The sequence below is a fragment of the Pseudarthrobacter sp. MDT1-40-2 genome (assembly GCF_059383595.1).
Window position 1 is genome coordinate 1,092,815 of sequence record NZ_JBWZCL010000001.1, and the last position, 16,543, is coordinate 1,109,357.

14 protein-coding genes are annotated in these 16,543 nt (G+C 64.0%); 8 read left to right on the plus strand and 6 right to left on the minus strand.

What is annotated here, in order from left to right:
- Positions 1-98: 98 nt before the first annotated feature.
- The 3 genes from topA to AC50X5_RS05140 all read right to left on the minus strand — a co-directional run bounded on the left by topA (position 99) and on the right by AC50X5_RS05140 (position 5,454).
- Complete coding sequence (topA, locus tag AC50X5_RS05130; protein ID WP_494974998.1) at positions 99-2,834, minus strand: type I DNA topoisomerase; 2,736 nt, start codon at positions 2,832-2,834, stop codon at positions 99-101.
- Between the two features lie 102 nt (positions 2,835-2,936).
- Positions 2,937-4,661, minus strand: a complete 1,725-nt coding sequence (locus AC50X5_RS05135; protein ID WP_494974999.1) for a DUF7059 domain-containing protein — start codon at positions 4,659-4,661, stop codon at positions 2,937-2,939.
- A 34-nt stretch (positions 4,662-4,695) separates the two neighbouring features.
- The gene (locus AC50X5_RS05140) at positions 4,696-5,454 is read right to left on the minus strand and encodes a MerR family transcriptional regulator (protein WP_494975000.1); all 759 of its coding nucleotides are present in this window, start codon (positions 5,452-5,454) and stop codon (positions 4,696-4,698) included.
- 209 nt (positions 5,455-5,663) lie between these two features.
- On the opposite strand from AC50X5_RS05140, the gene AC50X5_RS05145 reads away from it, so the two are divergent.
- Together AC50X5_RS05145 and AC50X5_RS05150 are read left to right on the plus strand one after the other, a co-directional pair.
- Positions 5,664-6,521, plus strand: a complete 858-nt coding sequence (locus AC50X5_RS05145; RefSeq protein WP_494975001.1) for a helix-turn-helix transcriptional regulator — start codon at positions 5,664-5,666, stop codon at positions 6,519-6,521.
- A 166-nt stretch (positions 6,522-6,687) separates the two neighbouring features.
- Positions 6,688-8,148: an MFS transporter gene (locus AC50X5_RS05150; protein ID WP_494975002.1), complete on the plus strand. Its 1,461-nt coding sequence runs from the start codon at positions 6,688-6,690 to the stop codon at positions 8,146-8,148.
- A 103-nt stretch (positions 8,149-8,251) separates the two neighbouring features.
- Here AC50X5_RS05150 and AC50X5_RS05155 read toward each other — a convergent pair whose 3' ends face one another.
- Positions 8,252-8,644 carry a hypothetical protein gene (locus AC50X5_RS05155; protein WP_494975003.1) on the minus strand — a complete coding sequence of 131 codons (393 nt, stop codon included), beginning with the start codon at positions 8,642-8,644 and terminating at the stop codon, positions 8,252-8,254.
- A 57-nt stretch (positions 8,645-8,701) separates the two neighbouring features.
- Here AC50X5_RS05155 and AC50X5_RS05160 point away from each other — a divergent pair, with 57 nt between their 5' ends.
- From AC50X5_RS05160 to AC50X5_RS05175, 4 genes are all read left to right on the plus strand, one after another.
- Complete coding sequence (locus AC50X5_RS05160; RefSeq protein ID WP_494975004.1) at positions 8,702-9,148, plus strand: DUF6023 family protein; 447 nt, start codon at positions 8,702-8,704, stop codon at positions 9,146-9,148.
- A gap of 180 nt (positions 9,149-9,328) precedes the next feature.
- Complete coding sequence (locus tag AC50X5_RS05165; RefSeq protein ID WP_494975005.1) at positions 9,329-10,006, plus strand: peptidoglycan-binding protein; 678 nt, start codon at positions 9,329-9,331, stop codon at positions 10,004-10,006.
- A gap of 6 nt (positions 10,007-10,012) precedes the next feature.
- On the plus strand, positions 10,013-12,469 hold the full coding sequence (locus AC50X5_RS05170; RefSeq protein WP_494975006.1) for a hypothetical protein: 2,457 nt from the start codon (positions 10,013-10,015) through the stop codon (positions 12,467-12,469).
- A gap of 63 nt (positions 12,470-12,532) precedes the next feature.
- Positions 12,533-13,150: a hypothetical protein gene (locus tag AC50X5_RS05175; RefSeq protein ID WP_494975007.1), complete on the plus strand. Its 618-nt coding sequence runs from the start codon at positions 12,533-12,535 to the stop codon at positions 13,148-13,150.
- 53 nt (positions 13,151-13,203) lie between these two features.
- Here AC50X5_RS05175 and AC50X5_RS05180 read toward each other — a convergent pair whose 3' ends face one another.
- Entirely contained in the window at positions 13,204-13,974 is a 771-nt protein-coding gene (locus tag AC50X5_RS05180; RefSeq protein WP_494975008.1) for a TetR/AcrR family transcriptional regulator C-terminal domain-containing protein, read from the minus strand.
- A gap of 151 nt (positions 13,975-14,125) precedes the next feature.
- Between AC50X5_RS05180 and AC50X5_RS05185 the strand changes: the two genes are divergently transcribed.
- Positions 14,126-14,794 (plus strand): DUF2306 domain-containing protein, encoded by a 669-nt coding sequence (locus AC50X5_RS05185; protein WP_494975009.1) that lies wholly within the window; start codon positions 14,126-14,128, stop codon positions 14,792-14,794.
- Between the two features lie 49 nt (positions 14,795-14,843).
- Here the strand turns inward: AC50X5_RS05185 and trhO are convergent, their stop codons facing one another.
- Positions 14,844-15,785 carry an oxygen-dependent tRNA uridine(34) hydroxylase TrhO gene (gene trhO / locus AC50X5_RS05190; RefSeq protein ID WP_494975010.1) on the minus strand — a complete coding sequence of 314 codons (942 nt, stop codon included), beginning with the start codon at positions 15,783-15,785 and terminating at the stop codon, positions 14,844-14,846.
- 51 nt (positions 15,786-15,836) lie between these two features.
- Between trhO and AC50X5_RS05195 the strand changes: the two genes are divergently transcribed.
- Positions 15,837-16,535, plus strand: a complete 699-nt coding sequence (locus AC50X5_RS05195) for a GNAT family N-acetyltransferase (protein WP_494975011.1) — start codon at positions 15,837-15,839, stop codon at positions 16,533-16,535.
- Positions 16,536-16,543 lie beyond the last annotated feature (8 nt).

Here is a 16,543-nt window from a genome sequence, read left to right on the forward strand (position 1 = left end):
TCCTCCGACCACCGAACGCCCGGTGATCGAGCCTGTCGAGATCGGTTTCGCCAGTTTCGACGGTTTCGACAAGCTCAACCACCGCAACCACCGGGACTTTACTTCTTGGCCGCAGCCTTACGGGCCGGAGCCTTGCGGGTGGCGGTGCGCTTGACGGGGCCCTTGGCGCGTTTCTCCGCGAGAAGCTCAATGGCCTGCTCGCGGGTCAGCTCCTCCAGGGACGTGGAACGCGGCACCGTGATGTTGGTGAGGCCGTCCGTAATGTACGGACCGAAACGGCCTTCCTTCACCACGATGTTTTTCTCCGACACCGGGTCCGGGCCAAACTCGGCCAGCGGCGGAACGGCCGCCCGCGCACCGCGCTGCTTGGGCTGGGAGTAAATTTCCAGAGCCTGTTCCAGCGTGATGGTGAAAATTTCCTCTTCGGAACCAATGGACCGCGAATCAGTACCCTTTTTCAGGTACGGCCCAAAGCGTCCGTTCTGCACAGTGATGAGGTTGCCGTCAGCGTCCTCACCCAACGCGCGGGGCAGGCTCATCAGCTGCAGGGCTTCGTCCAGCGTCACGGAGTCCACGCTCATGGACTTGAACAGCGAACCCGTGCGCGGCTTCGCTTTGACCGGCTTCTTCGGCGGTTTCGGCTTGCCGTTCTTGTAGTACTCCACCGGCTGGTTGGCCAGCTGTTCCTCGGTCATCTCCGGGATGACCTCGGTAACGTAGGCGCCGTAGCGGCCGTTCTTGGCCACGATGGTGTGCCCGGTGTGGGGATCGGCGCCGAGCACACGCTCTTCGGGAGCCGCCGTCTCCATCAGTTCCTTGGCCTTGGCGGGCGTCAACTCGTCCGGCGCCAGGTCCTCGGGGACGTTGGCCCGTGCGGACTCGACGATCTCGCCGGTCTTCGGGTCCACCGTGGGGATGGAGCTTTCCAAGTACGGGCCGAACTTGCCGACGCGCAGCGTAATGCCCTCGGTGATGGGCACGGAGTTGATCTCACGGGCATCAATTTCACCGAGATTGTTCACGATGTCCAGCAGGCCTGGTTCGGCGTCCTCACCGTAGTAGAAGTGCCGCAGCCAGGCGGCGCCTACGGCTTCACCGTTGGCGATCTTGTCCAGGTCCCCTTCCATGTCCGCCGTGAACTCGTAGTCCACGTAGTCGGTGAAGTGCTGTTCCAGCAAGCGGACCACGGAGAAAGCGATCCAGCTGGGGACCAGCGCGGATCCCTGTTTCCGGACGTAGCCACGGTCCTGGATGGTGGAAATGGTGGACGCGTACGTGGACGGCCGGCCAATTCCCTTCTTTTCCAGTTCGGCGGTCAGCGAGGCCTCGGTGTAACGCGGCGGCGGGGACGTTTCGTGCCCGACGGCGGCAATCTCCGACGCCGTCAGTGCATCGTCTTTTGCCACGTTCGGCAGTCGGCGGGCCTCATCGGAGTCGTCGTCGCCGCGGCTCTCGTCCTTGCCTTCTTCATAGGCGGCGAGGAAGCCGGGAAAGGTGATGACGGTGCCGGAGGCGGAGAACTCGGCGTCGCGGCCGTCGGTTGAACCGCCAACAGCAGTAGCACCCAGCCGGATGGTCGCCGTCGAACCCTTGGCGTCAGCCATCTGTGAGGCGACGGTACGCTTCCAGATCAGTTCGTAGAGGCGGAATTCGTCGCCCGAGAGCTGCTTGGCCACCTGGGCAGGTGTGCGGAAGGAGTCCCCGGCGGGGCGGATGGCCTCGTGCGCTTCCTGCGCATTGGCTGCCTTGTTGGCGTAGACGCGCGGTGACTGCGGCACGTACTCCGGGCCGTACAGCTCAGAAGCCTGTCGCCGGGCCGCGGTGACGGCCTCGTTGCTCAACGCCGAGGAGTCGGTACGCATATAGGTGATGTAGCCGTTTTCATACAGTCGCTGGGCAACCTGCATGGTGCTCTTGGAGGAGAAGCGCAGCTTGCGGCCGGCCTCCTGCTGCAGCGTGGACGTGGTGAACGGCGCAGCAGGGCGGCGGGTGTAGGGCTTGGTGTCCACCGAACGGACCCGGAAGTCCGCATTCTGGAGGCCGGCGGCCAATGAGGTAGCGAGTTCCTCATTAAGGTGCACGGCATTGCGGGCGGTCAGGACACCGTCGTCATTGAAGTCGCGGCCCGAAGCCACCTTTGCGCCGTCAACCGAGGCGAGTTTGGCTTTGAAGGAGCCCGAGTCAGCACCGAACTGGCCGGTCAGGTCCCAGTAGGACGCTGCCTTAAATGCCATGCGCTCACGTTCACGGTCCACCACCATCCGGGTCACCACGGACTGGACGCGCCCGGCGGAAAGGCCGCGGGCTACCTTGCGCCACAGCACCGGGGAAAGTTCGTAGCCGTACAGGCGGTCCAACACCCGCCGCGTTTCCTGGGCATCCACCAGGGCGGAATCGACGTCGCGCAGGTTGTTCATGGCGCGCTGGATGGCTTCCTTGGTGATTTCACCGAAGGTCATCCGGTAGACGGGAACCTTGGGCTTGAGCACCTCGAGCAGGTGCCATGCGATGGCTTCGCCTTCGCGGTCCCCATCGGTTGCGAGATAGAGGGCGTCGGCCTCTTTGAGCGCGGCCTTGAGCTCGGCCACCTTTTTCTTCTTGTCAGGAGACACCACGTAGTACGGCTTGAAGTCGTTGTCGACGTCCACGGCAAACTTGCCCAGCGAGGTTTTCTTCAGTTCCGCCGGGAGCTCCGACGGCTGCGGCAGGTCGCGGATGTGACCGATGGAGGCCTCCACAATGAAGCCTTCGCCCAAGTACTTGGCGATGGTCTTGCTCTTGGCCGGAGACTCCACAATCACGAGTTTCTTGCCGGTTTTGGCCTTGCTTGGCACGGTGCTCCTACAGAAAAGGGTTGCTCGGGCAGATCAGCCCATACTGGCCTAGTTCACCATATTTTGGTCAATGATGCGCATTCGGGGTGGAAAAGCGGGGGCTCAGGGAAGCTGTTCCGCGGCCGGGTCCGGAAGCAGGAAACCGTCCCTGACGAGGTTCCGGACCTCACCCAACAGGCCTTCGCGGAAGGTCCCGGCGTCGAACCCTTCGCTGCCGCCAAGCAGCGCTTCGAGGGCGCCGATGATCTGCCGGACGGACAGCTCGCCGTCGCAGGCGGAGACAAAGCCGGCCAGTTCCGTACTCAGCAAATTGGTTCCCCGCAGGCCTGCACCTTGCCGCAGCAAAATGACGCCGGGATGTTCGGCACCCGGGCGCTGGTGCCGCTCCTCGGTGACGTCGTCGGCCACCAGCAGGTGCGCCTGCTCCAGTTTGTGCCCTGCCAGCCAGTCATGGCGTTCGACGGCGGCACCCAGGTGGGGTCCGATCGGCTGCTCGATGGGGTACGTTATCTCCTCGAAACGACGCAGCAGGCTGGTTGGGGTGGCGGGTACGCCTTGGCTGCTTGGGACCGTGTTGATGACAGAGGCTGCGGTGGTGACATCCGGCCGGCGCAGGAACACCATGCCGAAGCCGATTCCGGTGACGTTCCGGGAGGCAAAGTCCCGCAGGTAGGCGGCGTAGGACTCTTTATAGTGTTCGCGGTTTCGTGACTCGGAGGAATCCTGAAGCCAGGTTTCAGCGTACTGTTCCGGGCCCACCTGCTCGCGTTGGATAAACCAGGCTTCGGTGGTTTCCGGGACCCAGGATTCCGGCCGCTCGTGCCATTCCCAGCCTTGGGTGATCTCCCAGTTGCCCAGGAGCTGCGCGGTTCCTCCCGGCGCCAGGACATCGGGCAGGACTTCAATAAGGTTGGCCACAATCTCGTCCCCGGGCAGGCCGCCGTCGCGGTAGGTGAACCGGTCCGCCGCGTCTTCCCCGGTCGTCCTGGGGGTGATGACGAACGGCGGATTGGAGACCACCAGGTCATACGACTCCCCCGCCACAGGCTCCAGCAGCGAGCCCAGCCGCAGGCTGACGCGTTCCTCAAGGCGTTCCGGATCCAGGTCCAGCGCTTCGGCGTTGAGCAGCAGGTTGAACCGTGTGAAGGCGAGGGCGCGTTCGGAGATGTCGGTCGCCGTGACGTGGGCTGCGTGGCCGAGCAGGTGGAACGACTGGATCCCGCAGCCCGTGCCGAGGTCCAGCGCCCGGTTCACGCTGCGGCGGATGGTGGTCTGAACCAGCGTTGTGGAGGCCTGCCCGATCCCCAGCACATGGTCATGGCGCAGCACTCCGGGCCGCTGGTGTGCTGCGAGATCGCTTGCCACCCAGAGCTCGACGTCCCCCGCATCACCGGACCAGCCGTAGGGCCGGAAATCGGCGGCGGCCCGGTAGCCGCCATCGTGATCCGGCTCAATCAGCCTTAGCTCAAGGAGACCTTCCGTGCGGATGGTGGGCAGGACGGCGTCGAGCCTCTCCCCCGGCTGCGGCACGGCCAAAAGCCACAGACGGATGACGGAGGCGAGGGCCGCGCGTCGTCCGTCAGGGCTCCGGCTGGTGGCGTCAGCCGTGGCCGCTTCAGTCTCGATCACCTCAGTCACCAGCAGCGCCGGGATCAGCTGGTCACGGTCCAGCGCCGCGGACGCAGACGGCCCCAGCAGTTCCGCCACGCCGTCCAGCGTGTAGCCCGCCGAACGAAGGTCGGCGGCGAGCGCTGCCAGCAGGTGCGGCAGGTCGCTGCGGGGTGCGTCTGCGGTGTTGCCGGCGGTAAAGAGGGTGGAGGAAGTCACCGGGCAAGTCTATTCCGGCCTGCACGGCGACCCCCTACAGGTGGGTGTCTGCGTAAATCCGCAGGGCGTCGCGGACAAATTCGGCGCCCCGCTGGCCGCCATAGTTGGCAGCGAAGCGGGAGTCTGCCACGTACATTTCGCCGAGACCAGTGATGTAGCCCTTGACGTCTCCGTCCTGGACCCACGTGGGCGTACCCGGGATGCCGGTGAGCCAGTCAACGTGCCGCCGGGCCAAGACCTGGGCGGCGTCACTGCCGGGATCAATGCCTGATTCTGCCGCCGCAATCCAGTCGCTGCCCAGCCTGCCGGCCCGGTCCTTCCAGTCCTTGCGTTCGGCGGCTGTCATGCCCCGCCACCATTTATCCCCCGAGGCATACGCGTCCTTGCCCCAGCGTTCCTCTACCTCGTCCTTGTACTGGGTGTGGTCAAAACCATTGAACATGTCTTCTGCCATGATGTTGCCTCCTTTTTTCACTGCATTTAAGGTCTGCTGCACGGATGCGATCTGCCGGCCCAGCCGTTCCTGCTCACGTCGCAGCCAGTCCAGGTGGCCGGTCAGGGCCTCGGCTGCGTCCTGCTCATTCCGCAACACCTCAGCGATCATCGGCAAACCAAGCCCCAGACCGCGCAGGAGTAGGATGCGCTGCAATAACACCAGAGAGTCCTGGTTGTAGTAGCGGTAGCCGTTGTAGCCGATCCGGGTTGGCTTGAGCAGCCCGATGTCGTCGTAGTGGCGCAGGGCGCGGCTGGTGGTTCCCGTGAGCCGGGCGACCTCCTGGATGGGCCAGTCCACGATCAATCCTTCCGCGCTTTCCAGCCCGCTTTTCGGGCCAACACTTCGACTCTAGGAGTTGACGCTGCGTCAAGGTCAAGGGGCCAGCAGTCGTCGGGCTGAGATCAACCACCAGACGTGCCCAGACGTTGCCGGTCTCGAGGCGGGCATATGCCAGTGATGCAACCGTGGGAGGAATATTGTGCCCGTTCGCCCCGCTACCATGTGGTATGACACAGCTAATCACCGAAAGCCCGACGTTCGCTGTTTCCCGCGAACGTGATGAAGGTGATGCCCGCCGGCAACGGCTGGCACGGTTTCTTCGTGCCCGTCGGGAGCAGCTGAGGCCTCAGGATGTGGGGCTCCCCAGCAGCGCCCGGCGGCGCACTCCCGGTCTCCGCCGCGAGGAGGTTGCTGTTCTCGCCAACGTTGGGGTGACCTGGTACACCTGGCTCGAACAGGGCCGTGAGATCGGAGTCTCCGCAGACGTCATCGATGCGATCGGGCAGGCACTGCGGCTCGAAGAGGGAGACTTGGAGCACCTCTACGAGCTCGCCGGGAAACAACAGCCCGTCCGGCGTTCTGCTGCCGCCGAGGTCCGGGCGATCATGTCCCGAACCGTGGCCGGGTTTTCGCATTCCCCCGCCTACGCCGTAGACAGGTACTGGAACGTCATAGCAACCAATGAGTTGGCTGAGTACGTTTTCGGGATCAGCCTCGGCTCGAACTGCCTTGAAGCCTTCTTCACCAAACCTGACGTTGCTGCGCACTATCCCCACCGGGAACTGGCCGGCCGCATGATGGCCGCCCAGTTCCATCGGCAAGCTGCGATGTACGCCGGCGACCCGATCTTCGGCATGCTTGCGGACAAAATTGCTGCAGTTTCTCCCGAATTCAAGGAGTACTGGGACAGCTACGTCGTTGGGGTTGAACCTCACGTCGATCTTGTCTTCGACCACCAACGGCTTGGACGGCTCACCCTCGAATCTGTCGTCCTCAACCCCGTGGGCGGAAATGACCTCCGCGTCTTCCTGTACCTGCCCAAAGTTGGTTCCGGCACCGCGGAAGCGCTCGCACATGCTGTCTGACCACCGCTCCCCACCGGCGCCATCGGGTCACTGATCAATATCGGCGCCGGCTTGGCACCGGCCCGGACGGGGCAGGACGCTGGGAGCCGGTTTCTTAGGGTAGTGGATCCAGCACCACCATAAAGGGACTCTGGATAGGGTGTTGGGACCCCGGCAGGCTGGAAGCATGCCGACAAAAACGCCTGCTCCCGCCCTTTCCCTTACTGGCCGCCAGCGACTCATCTTGACCCTGCTCCTCGGCGCGCAGTTCATGTTCGCCCTCGACTTCTCCATTGTCACCGTGGCCTTGCCGGCCATGGGCAGGGATCTCGACATCGCCGACGGTGACCTGCAGTGGATCATCACCCTTTTCGCCCTCGCCGCTGCCGGCCTCGTCCTGCTCATGGGACGCATCGGGGATTACTACGGCCGCAAAAAGATGTTCCTTATCGGTATGGTCGTCCTCACGATTGCCTCCGCAGCAGGCGGCCTGGCCACCGACCCTTCCGTCCTCTTCGCAGCCCGCATAGGCCAAGGCCTTGCCACGGCGATCACGATGCCGGCGGCCTTGTCCCTGCTGACCACCTCCTTCGAGGTAGGCCCACTCCGGAACAAGGCCCTCGGCCTCAATGGTGCCCTTCTGTCCCTGGGCTTCGCTGTCGGAGCGGTCCTCGGCGGCGTCCTGACCGACCTCTTCGGATGGCGGTTCACCTTCTTCATTAACGTTCCGGTGGGCATCATCATCCTCACCCTGGCACCGTTCGTAATCCACGACCTCTCCGCCGGAATCAAGCAAAAACTCGACGTTCCCGGTGCGGTCACCCTCACCCTGGGCCTGCTGGCCCTCGTACTTGGGGTCACCTCGGTCGAACGTGGTGGCTGGTCCTCGCCGTGGACCCTGGGTCTGCTGGTCGCCTGCGCCCTGGCATTCGTTCTCTTCTGGAACATCGAGGCCCGCTCTTCCCACCCGCTGGCAGCCGTGACCATCCTCAAACGTCCTTCGGTGTTGCTTGGAAACCTGGGCGGGCTCGTGACGTTTTCCATGGAAAGCGGCAAGGTCTTCCTCCTCACGATCTACCTGCAGCGTGTTCTTGAATCCTCGGCATCAGCTACCGGGCTGGCCTTCGGGGTTCTCGGCGCCGGCGCATTCACCGGCGGACTTGTTGCAGCCAACTTCATCAACAGGATCGGAGCCAAGGCGACCCTGGTCCTCGGGCTTGCACTTCAGGGTGGTTCGACCCTGAGCTTCCTGCTGCTGGGCATGGATGCCGGAATCGGCTTCACTCACATCCTGGCCGCCACTGCCATCGGCGGCTTTGGACACGTGCTGTGCATCGTGGCCTACACGGTCGCTGTTACCTCCGGCCTGCCTGACACCGAACAGGGCCTTGCGACTGGTCTGGCCGGGCAGACCCAGCAGGTGGCATTCACCATCGGCACCCCGATTGTCAGCGCCCTTGCCCTGGCCTTCACAACCGGCAACTACGCCGATCCGGCCACGGCCGGGGCAATCCTGGGCGGAGTCCACTTCGGCCTCCTGGTCAACGCGCTGATCATCCTGGCAGCGGCGGCCCTCATACTTCTCTTCCTGCCCGCCAAGAAGGAAGCGGCGGCCCAGCCGGAATTCGCAGCCGCCGAAGCCGTCTGACGATGCCGATGCCCCGAACAGAGCGGACGGGGCCGGGCTCCTCCCAAGCACGCCGGAGGAACCCGTGCCAAGCTGCCTTTATCCGGGCGGAATGCCAGCGGAATTAGTAAGTCAAACGGCCGGACATCTCCGTATACTCGGCCCAGTACTTCGCCGAGTTGACGGCATTGATCCCAAGAAACCAGCTGGCGAAGAAGGCCACAAGCGCCACGACGGTCACCAGCGACGCGCCGATGACCCTGATGGGCCTACGCGGAAGGGCAAACATCGAGAGCACCGCAGCTGCGGCGGACGCTGCCGGGATCATCATGGAGAACGCCATGATCCACTGCCGCTGAGAGATTTGTTCTTGCCAGTAGGAAGCAGGGTGTTCATCGGGTTCCCACTCGAATCCGGAGATAAGGGCCACGAAGGTGGAGATGACCGCCAGGAACAAAAGGCCGAACCCCAGGCCCAACCACTTACCACCGCTCAACCGTTCCCCCATGCGATCCATATAAGCACGGTGGCAAGCCCCGGCCGTAACCGTGCCTGACAACGGTAAATTGGAGGCATGACACTCTTTCGCCCCACGCTGCGGCCTGCCCTGGTGCTGGCCGCCGCTGCCGCCGTCGTGTTTTCTGCGACAGCCTGCACTCCGCGGGTGTCAATCGAGGACGCCGACGTCCCGGCGTGGCAGAAAACGGCGCTGCCTTCCCCCAGCGCGGGCGCCGAAGACACAGCGGTTGAACAGTCGGGCCAGCTAACGGACGCTGAGCCCTCGGTCTCCACGTCGGAGGTTCCCGCCGGTTCCTACTCGCTGACCCTGGTGTGCGAGGGCGGCGGCAAAACCTTCCTGGCCGTCCGCGCCGCCGGCAAAGAGCTCCTTGACCTCGGTGCCGCGTGCTACGGCTCCCGTGAAACTGCCAGGCTTGAAGTCCCCGAAGGTGGTTTGGAGTTCAGCGTCTCCAGCGTTGACGCGCCAGTCCTTTACGCCTACCGGCTGGTGTCCGCAGGCTGAGCTCTGCGCGTGGCCGCTGGGGGACGAAAACAGGCTTTGGGGGTGCCGCCTTGGTTCAAATGATCACCTTGCTTACTATTGGGGTGACATCCTTGGGGACAAGGTTGTGGCCGGCGCAGCCGGTTCAGAAGTTCGGTACACGTCAGGTTGCCCTATGGGCATGCCGGAATGGAGAAAGTCATGAGCACGGAGCAGGAACTTACCCCGTTGTCCGATGAAGAGCTCGCGTCCCAGGGCGGCACGGCGCTGCCGGATAAGGAAGTGGCGTCCATTCTTGACCTGAACGCGGACCTGGACCTGGGCATCAACGCGGCCGCACCTATTGATCTGGCTGTTGCGGCGAACGCCAATGTCGCGGCCCCGATCGATGCGGCGGCATCGGCGAACATTCTCTCGTCCGGGTCGGACGCCCAGGCGCTGGCGGACCAGGGCGTCATTATCGACCAGGGCATCACAGCGGACGCAACAGCAGAGTCCACCCAGGACAGCACCATCAATCAAGGAACCGACACTACCGAAGCTGCCCCCACCACCGGTGGCACTGCGGCGGGTACAGAAACGGAGGGCGCTGTTGCCGACGTCGGTGCTGTTCCGACAGATTCCGGTTCCACCTTGAACGGAAACCTCTTGAACGTGAACGTCGATCTTGCTGCTGATGCGGACATCGCTGCCCCGATCAACGGTGCGGTCGCGGCCAACGCAAACGTCGCGGCCCCCATTGACGCCGCAGTCGCAGCCAACATCGGTTCCATCGACAGTAATGCGTTCGCTGTGGCCGAGCAGGATGCGATTATCAGCCAGCACATTGACGGGGCAGCCACCGCCACGGCGGACCAGCAGTCCGATATCGGGCAGTAAGGACCCATGTCTGCGCCTTCTGGTGGGCCGCTCCCTAAGGGCGGCCCACCGCCGTCTTCCCCCTCGGCCACTGCGGTCGCCGCCGAACCCCTTGCCCGTGCGGCCGGGGTGGAGCTGCTCGGCCAGGCCGAGGGCTCCGGTTACCGGGAACCTCCATCACTGGTTCGCCGCTCGGACGGGCAGGCGATCCAGCTCACCGGGGTGCTCTATCACGTGCTTGAGGCCGTTGACGGGCACCGGAGCGTGGAGGAGATTGCTGCTCAGGCAAGCACAACGTCCGGCCGGCTTATCAGTGCCGCGAACGTTCTGACCCTGACCGACTCCCAGCTTCGACCCCTGGGTCTCCTTCGGCTGGCGGACGGTGCCGAGCCCGAAGTCAAAAAAGCCGATCCGCTGCTGGGCATGCGTTTCCGGTACACGGTGACGGACCCGGAGCGGACCCGGAAAATCACGTCCCCCTTCGCCCGGTTGTTCCACCCCTTGGTCATTACCGTGGTGACTATCGCGTTCCTGTCCGTCTGCTGGTGGGTGCTGGCAGTCAAGGGATTGGGCTCGGCCACTCACGATGCGTTTGCGAATCCGGCTCTGCTGCTGCTGGTTCTGGCCGTTACTGTCCTTTCGGCAGGGTTCCACGAATTCGGGCATGCCGCCGCCGCCCGCCGTGGCGGCGCCACACCGGGAGCCATGGGAGCGGGTCTGTATCTGATCTGGCCGGCGTTTTACACCGATGTCACCGACTCCTACCGCCTGGGCCGCGCGGGGCGTCTCCGCACCGACCTTGGCGGCCTGTACTTCAACGCCATCATCGCCGTCGCCATCACAGGCATCTGGTGGGTCACCGGCTATGACGCGTTGCTGCTGGTGGTGGTCACCCAACTCCTGCAAATGGTCCGTCAGTTACTGCCCCTTGTCCGCTTCGACGGCTACCACATCCTGGCCGATCTCACCGGCGTCCCGGACATGTTCCAGAGGATCAAACCGACACTCCTGGGCCTGCTGCCCTGGCGCTGGGGTGACCCGGAGAACCGCGTCCTCAAACCCTGGGCCCGAACCGTAGTGAGCGTTTGGGTGCTGATCACTGTCCCGTTGCTGCTGCTCAGCATGGTCATCTTGGTCATCTCCGTGCCCCGGCTGCTGGGCACGGCCTGGGCCGGCATTCAAGACCAGGTTGCCTTGTTGGCCGGCAGCTTCTCCAGCGGTGATGTCCTGGACGGGGTTGTCCGGGTCCTGGCCATCCTCATCATTGCGCTGCCCGTCCTCGGCTTCGGAATCATCCTGGTGCGGCTCATCGCCCAGCTGGCCACCGGAATGTACCGTCGAACGCAAGGACGCCCGGCCCGACGAGCCGTCGCCTTCCTCGTCACAGCTGCTGTCCTGGCCGGACTGGCGGTTGCCTGGTGGCCCAACCCGCATACATACCGCCCTGTCCAGGCTTATGAACGTGGCACGCTGCTGGATGCCGCATCCGCAGTGACGGCCACTTCGGATAAGGGGCTGGCAGAGGGCCGGCAGGGACGCACCACAACTGTCCTGCCCGCGGGTGCCACCCTGCCCACACCGGACCAGCCCCAACTGGCAATGCTGCTCATGCCCCGTCAGGACAGCCGGCCCGCAGATGGTGGCACTGGCTCCGCAGACCTTCCTGCAGACGCTGCAACCACTCCAGCGCCCTCGTGGGTCTTTCCCTTCGATGAACCCCTGGCCCCCGAAGAGGACGGAAACCAGGCTCTAGCGGTCAACACCACGGACGGCACCGTCACCTACGACGTCGCGTTCGCCCTGGTGTGGGCCGAAGGCGGCCCGGTAGACACCACGAATGAGGCCTACGCATTCGCCAGCTGCACCGATTGCGCGGCGGTCGCCGTAGGCTTCCAGGTTGTGCTGATCATCGGGCAAGCCGACGTCATCGTCCCGCAGAACCTCTCCGCTGCCGTCAACTACAACTGCGTGCAGTGCCTCACCTACGCCTTGGCCAGTCAACTGGTCCTGACCTTGGACGGACCCCTCAGCGACGACGGCATGGCAAAACTCGCTGTCCTCTGGGCACAGATCGCTGAGTTCGGGCACACCCTGCAAGGCATTCCGCTCTCTGAGATCCAAGACCGTCTCGCCGCATACAAACAACAGATCACGGACCTCATCGCGCAGGACACAAGCGCCACCACAAGCGGCATTCAGCCAACCGCCCCACCGTCGGGGACACCCACCGCCTTCCCTGGCACCGCCCCTCCCGACGCTCCCACCCCCGGCTCCACTGGCCAAGGCACCCGTAGCGCTGGCACGTCAGAACCAAACGTTGCAGAACCCGGCGCCGCACTCCCCCAGCAGGGTACTGTTCCCCCGCCGCCGGCACCCGTGCCGGCAACAACGGATCCGGCGTCAACGCAGGACGCTGCACCAAGCCCACCCGCTCCGCCTGCAGCGACTGCGCCTGCTACCCCGGCCCCGACAGCGGTTCCGTAAGGGTCCCGCGCGGGATTGCACCAGCCTCTGGCTTCACGAGGGCGCGCGGCCTACAGTCGGACTATGCCGTCCGTAAAGGTGCCGACGGTCCGATGGGGACCAGGGAAGCTGCCGTCCGTGGCGCGGCGGAACCGGACCAGGCAGGCTGAGGAAGGCCCGCCGGAACGGACACGTGTGGCATCCGGCCGGCCAACCGCCGTCGTACTCGCTTTGGTCCTTTCGCTGCCAATGGCGGCCGGCTGTGAATACACCTACGAGGACGCCTGGTCCCCGCCGGAAGTGGCCGCTACAACTGCTCCGGCCATAGTGGAACCGCACGTCCGGCGTCAGGGCCCGCCTGCAGTGGCAGCGGAACAAATGCAGGCCTGGGCGCAGGACATCATGCCCGAGGCCTCAGGAGAGGTGGTGTACCGCAGCCTTACCCGGCTTGAAGAAGGCGAGGACCGTTCAGAGGACACCGGCCTGCTGGTCCCGGGAACATATTCGCTGACGCTGGCCTGCCGGAGCGTGCGAAGGGTGGATTTCCTGGTCCGGAACGGGGAGTCGGCCCTGATCGACCTCAGGCTGCTGTGCGGGCCGGCGCGGGTCAATGTTATCCAGCTGCCAGCGGAAGCGGTATTGTCGCTGCGCGTCCACGCTGATGAGGACGCGAACGTCGCTTACCGGATCATCCTGCTTTAGCCTGCTGCTTACACCCGACCGCCTGCCTGTACCCGCCGGTAGAAGCCGGCGCGTTACGCGCGGCGTGGCTGCGTGGACGTCCAGCCTTGGGCGTGCAGTTTCTCGATCCCGTCCAGCAGGAGGTCGAGCGCGAACTCGAATTCAAACTGGTCATCGCAGCCATGCCCCACCACGCCATCCTGGTCGTGGGCAGAAGCCATGGCCACCTTCGCGACGTTCGGGTAACGCTCTGCCATCTGGCGAAGCATTGCCTGCTTCATCGCCTCGTGGGCTTCGTTGTCAGGACACTCGGTGTCAGTGTCCTGCCCGGGCTGGTTTGTTTGATTGGGTTGATCGTCCTGGTCCGCCGGCTCGTCAAACAGCTCCTGCGTGAATCCCCACATGCGGCTGCCTATGGCGTGCATGACGTGATGGGTCAGGTCAAGGGAGAAACCCCTGTCGAGGAACATGCCGATGAAGGAGTCCATATAGCCGAGGGCTCCCGGCGTGGGGTTGGTCCGGGTCTCGAGGACCTGCCTGGCCCATGGATGCCGCTGAAGCACCCTCCTGGCCGAGAGGATCCGCTGCCGGACGGCATCCTTCCACCCTGCCTGGCTGACCGGCGGATCAATTTCACTGACAATGACATCCACCATGCCGTCCAGAAGTTCTTCCTTGCCGGCTACGTGCTTGTAAAGCGCCATCGGAACCACCTGGAGTTCCTGGGCCAGCCTGCGCATGCTCAGCACGCCAATTCCCAGTTCGTCAGCTAGGACGACAGCGGTCTGGAGCACCCTCTCCCGGTTAAGACGGGTGCGTGGCACGCCCTGAGCCTTGAGGCCCATGTGAACCACCTTCCTGACAGGACTATCTAAACCCTTGACTAGTGTACGCCGTACACCTAGGGTGATGGCAGAGGTGTACACCGTACACCTTGTGCTGTCAGCCCTTCCCGCATTCCGCACGTCTGCCGGGACCTACACGCCTAGGACATCAGTGAACGCCACCAGACAAACCGCTCCGGCCGGGCCGGCCCCAAAAATAACAGCGCGCCGCCGGCCCGTGTGGCTTGTGCCCGCCGGCTTGATTCTTCTCAGCCTCATTCCGGTGCTTGCGGGAGCTGCCCGGCTCACCGAGCTGTCCGCCGGAGCTGCCATCACGGACCGCAACGCCCGGTTCTTCGAGTCACCCGTCCCGGTGTTGATCCACATCGTGAGCGTTACCGTGTATTCGCTGCTGGGAGCTTTCCAGTTCGTCCCTTCCCTTCGCCGGCGTCGCTGGCACCGTATCGCAGGGCGTATTCTCCTGCCAGCCGGCCTGCTCGCCGCCCTTAGCGGTTTGTGGATGGCAGTTTTCTATGCGCTGCCACCCAGTGACGGGCAGCTCCTCCTCGTCCTTAGGCTCTTCTTCGGATTGGCGATGGTGCTGAGCCTGGTTTTGGGTCTTTACGCAGTAATCCGTCGCGACTTCGTCCAGCACGGAGCGTGGATGACCCGGGCCTATGCCATCGGCGTCGGCGCCGGAACGCAGGCCCTGATCCTGATCGTGCCCGAACTGCTTTCCAGCCCGCCGGACGTGACGATGAGGGCTGTGCTGATGGGAGCAGCATGGGTGATAAACCTCGCCGTGGCGGAGTACTTCATCCGACGACGGCATGTGGGGTGATGCCGGCCCCTATGGCAGAGGGGTTCGCGCCCCGGTTTTGGATGGCGCCCTAGGCAGCGCAGCCTTCGGGACAGCGGAGCGTCTCAGGGCTGGCAGCGCATTCGGCACAGTACAGCGTGAGGTTGCGGCAGCTCGGATTGGAGCAGTTCTCGAACTTGCTGGTAGGCGCGGCGCAGCGAACGCATTCGCCGATCACCTTTGCCTCATCGCTGAATTCCAGGTGCATCCGCTTGTCGAACACATAGAGCGAACCCTCCCACAGGCCCTTGTCCCGGAAGGTTTCGCCGTAGCGGACGATGCCGCCGTCCAGCTGATAGACCTCTTTAAAGCCCCGGTTTACCATCAGGCTGGACAGGACCTCGCAGCGGATCCCACCCGTGCAGTAGGTGACAACCGGCTTGTCCTTGAGATCGTCGTACTTGCCGGACTCCAGCTCTTTGATGAAGTCATGCGTGGTGGCGACGTCCGGCACTATCGCGTCCTTGAACCGGCCGATCTGCGCTTCGAAGGCATTGCGGCCATCGAAAAACACCACTTCCTCGCCACCCTGCTTCTTGGCTTCCACCAGTTCGTGGAGTTCTTCGGGCTGCAGGTGTTTGCCGCCGCCCACCACCCCGTTGGGGTCAACGGTGAGTTCACCCGGCGCCCCGAAGGAGACGATCTCATCCCGGACCTTGACGCTCAGCCGCGGGAAGTCCTCCGCGCCGCCGTCGGACCATTTCACGTCAATCCCCCGGAAGCCGGAATGCTCACGGGTGGTTTTGACGTACTCCTTTACTGCCCGGATTTCGCCGCCGACAGTTGCGTTGATGCCGTCCTTGGAGATCAGGATGCGGCCGCGCAGGCCAAGCTTCTCGCACAGGGCGCGCTGCCAGAGACGTACGGCATCGGGGTCGGCCAGCGGGGTAAATCCGTAAAAGAGCACAATCTTGTTCACGTATTCAAGGGTACTTTGGTCACATCTGATCACAATTCCATAAGCAAGGTGCATTCTTCCCCTCCGCCCCTGTTGCTCGCCGGGCGGCTGCAATACCCTCGACTCATGACTCCCGAAACCATGGTTGAAGATGTGGCTCACCTTTTGGAGGTCTGGGTAGCCGGCTGGGCCGGCTGCCGCGGATATCAGGTTTCCACTGAGGGCCGCTTCCCGGCTGCGCTGCGGCATGACTCCACGCAGGATTGGGAATACTTTGCCCACGACCCGTCGGACACCGAGTTCGCGGAGTTGGCAGCAAAAACCGCCGAGACACCGACGCGGGTTCTGACGGTGCTGACCAACGACGTCGCCCGGTACAGCTTCCTTGCCCAGGAACACGGGCTGAAGATGACCTCTGCTTCACAAACCATGATGATCGTGGACATGTCCACCCAGGATGCGGAAGACCCCTGGCTTGCCGACGACGACCTCACCCTGGAAACAGCCGAAGCCGAGGGCGTCCACCACGCCATCGTGCGCTCGGGAAGCCTGGTGGCAGCCAGCGGGCAGATGTTCGTGGTCGACGGGACCGTGGTGTTCGACAAGATCGTTACGGAGCCAACCTTCCAGCGCCGCGGCCTGGGCAGCCTCATCATGAAGGCCCTCGCAGCCCAGGCCCTGACCAAAGACGTGGAGGAAGGCCTGCTCCTGGCCTCCCTGGACGGACAGAAGCTGTACTCGCACCTGGGCTGGGACAAGGTCTGCCAGGTCCTCATGATGTCCGTTTCGGATGCACCGGGCGGGGCCGACCTCTCGGTTGCCTGACCCCGGGC

What these genes read in the sequence shown, in the direction of transcription:
- AC50X5_RS05145 (WP_494975001.1), top strand. Translation starts at nt 5,664, where the DNA reads ATGACACAGCTAATCACCGAAAGCCCGACGTTCGCTGTTTCCCGCGAA.
- AC50X5_RS05150 (WP_494975002.1), top strand. Translation starts at nt 6,688, where the DNA reads ATGCCGACAAAAACGCCTGCTCCCGCCCTTTCCCTTACTGGCCGCCAG.
- AC50X5_RS05155 (WP_494975003.1), bottom strand. Translation starts at nt 8,644, where the DNA reads ATGGATCGCATGGGGGAACGGTTGAGCGGTGGTAAGTGGTTGGGCCTG.
- AC50X5_RS05160 (WP_494975004.1), top strand. Translation starts at nt 8,702, where the DNA reads ATGACACTCTTTCGCCCCACGCTGCGGCCTGCCCTGGTGCTGGCCGCC.
- AC50X5_RS05165 (WP_494975005.1), top strand. Translation starts at nt 9,329, where the DNA reads ATGAGCACGGAGCAGGAACTTACCCCGTTGTCCGATGAAGAGCTCGCG.
- AC50X5_RS05170 (WP_494975006.1), top strand. Translation starts at nt 10,013, where the DNA reads ATGTCTGCGCCTTCTGGTGGGCCGCTCCCTAAGGGCGGCCCACCGCCG.
- AC50X5_RS05175 (WP_494975007.1), top strand. Translation starts at nt 12,533, where the DNA reads ATGCCGTCCGTAAAGGTGCCGACGGTCCGATGGGGACCAGGGAAGCTG.
- AC50X5_RS05180 (WP_494975008.1), bottom strand. Translation starts at nt 13,974, where the DNA reads ATGGGCCTCAAGGCTCAGGGCGTGCCACGCACCCGTCTTAACCGGGAG.
- trhO (WP_494975010.1), bottom strand. Translation starts at nt 15,785, where the DNA reads ATGCACCTTGCTTATGGAATTGTGATCAGATGTGACCAAAGTACCCTT.
- AC50X5_RS05195 (WP_494975011.1), top strand. Translation starts at nt 15,837, where the DNA reads ATGACTCCCGAAACCATGGTTGAAGATGTGGCTCACCTTTTGGAGGTC.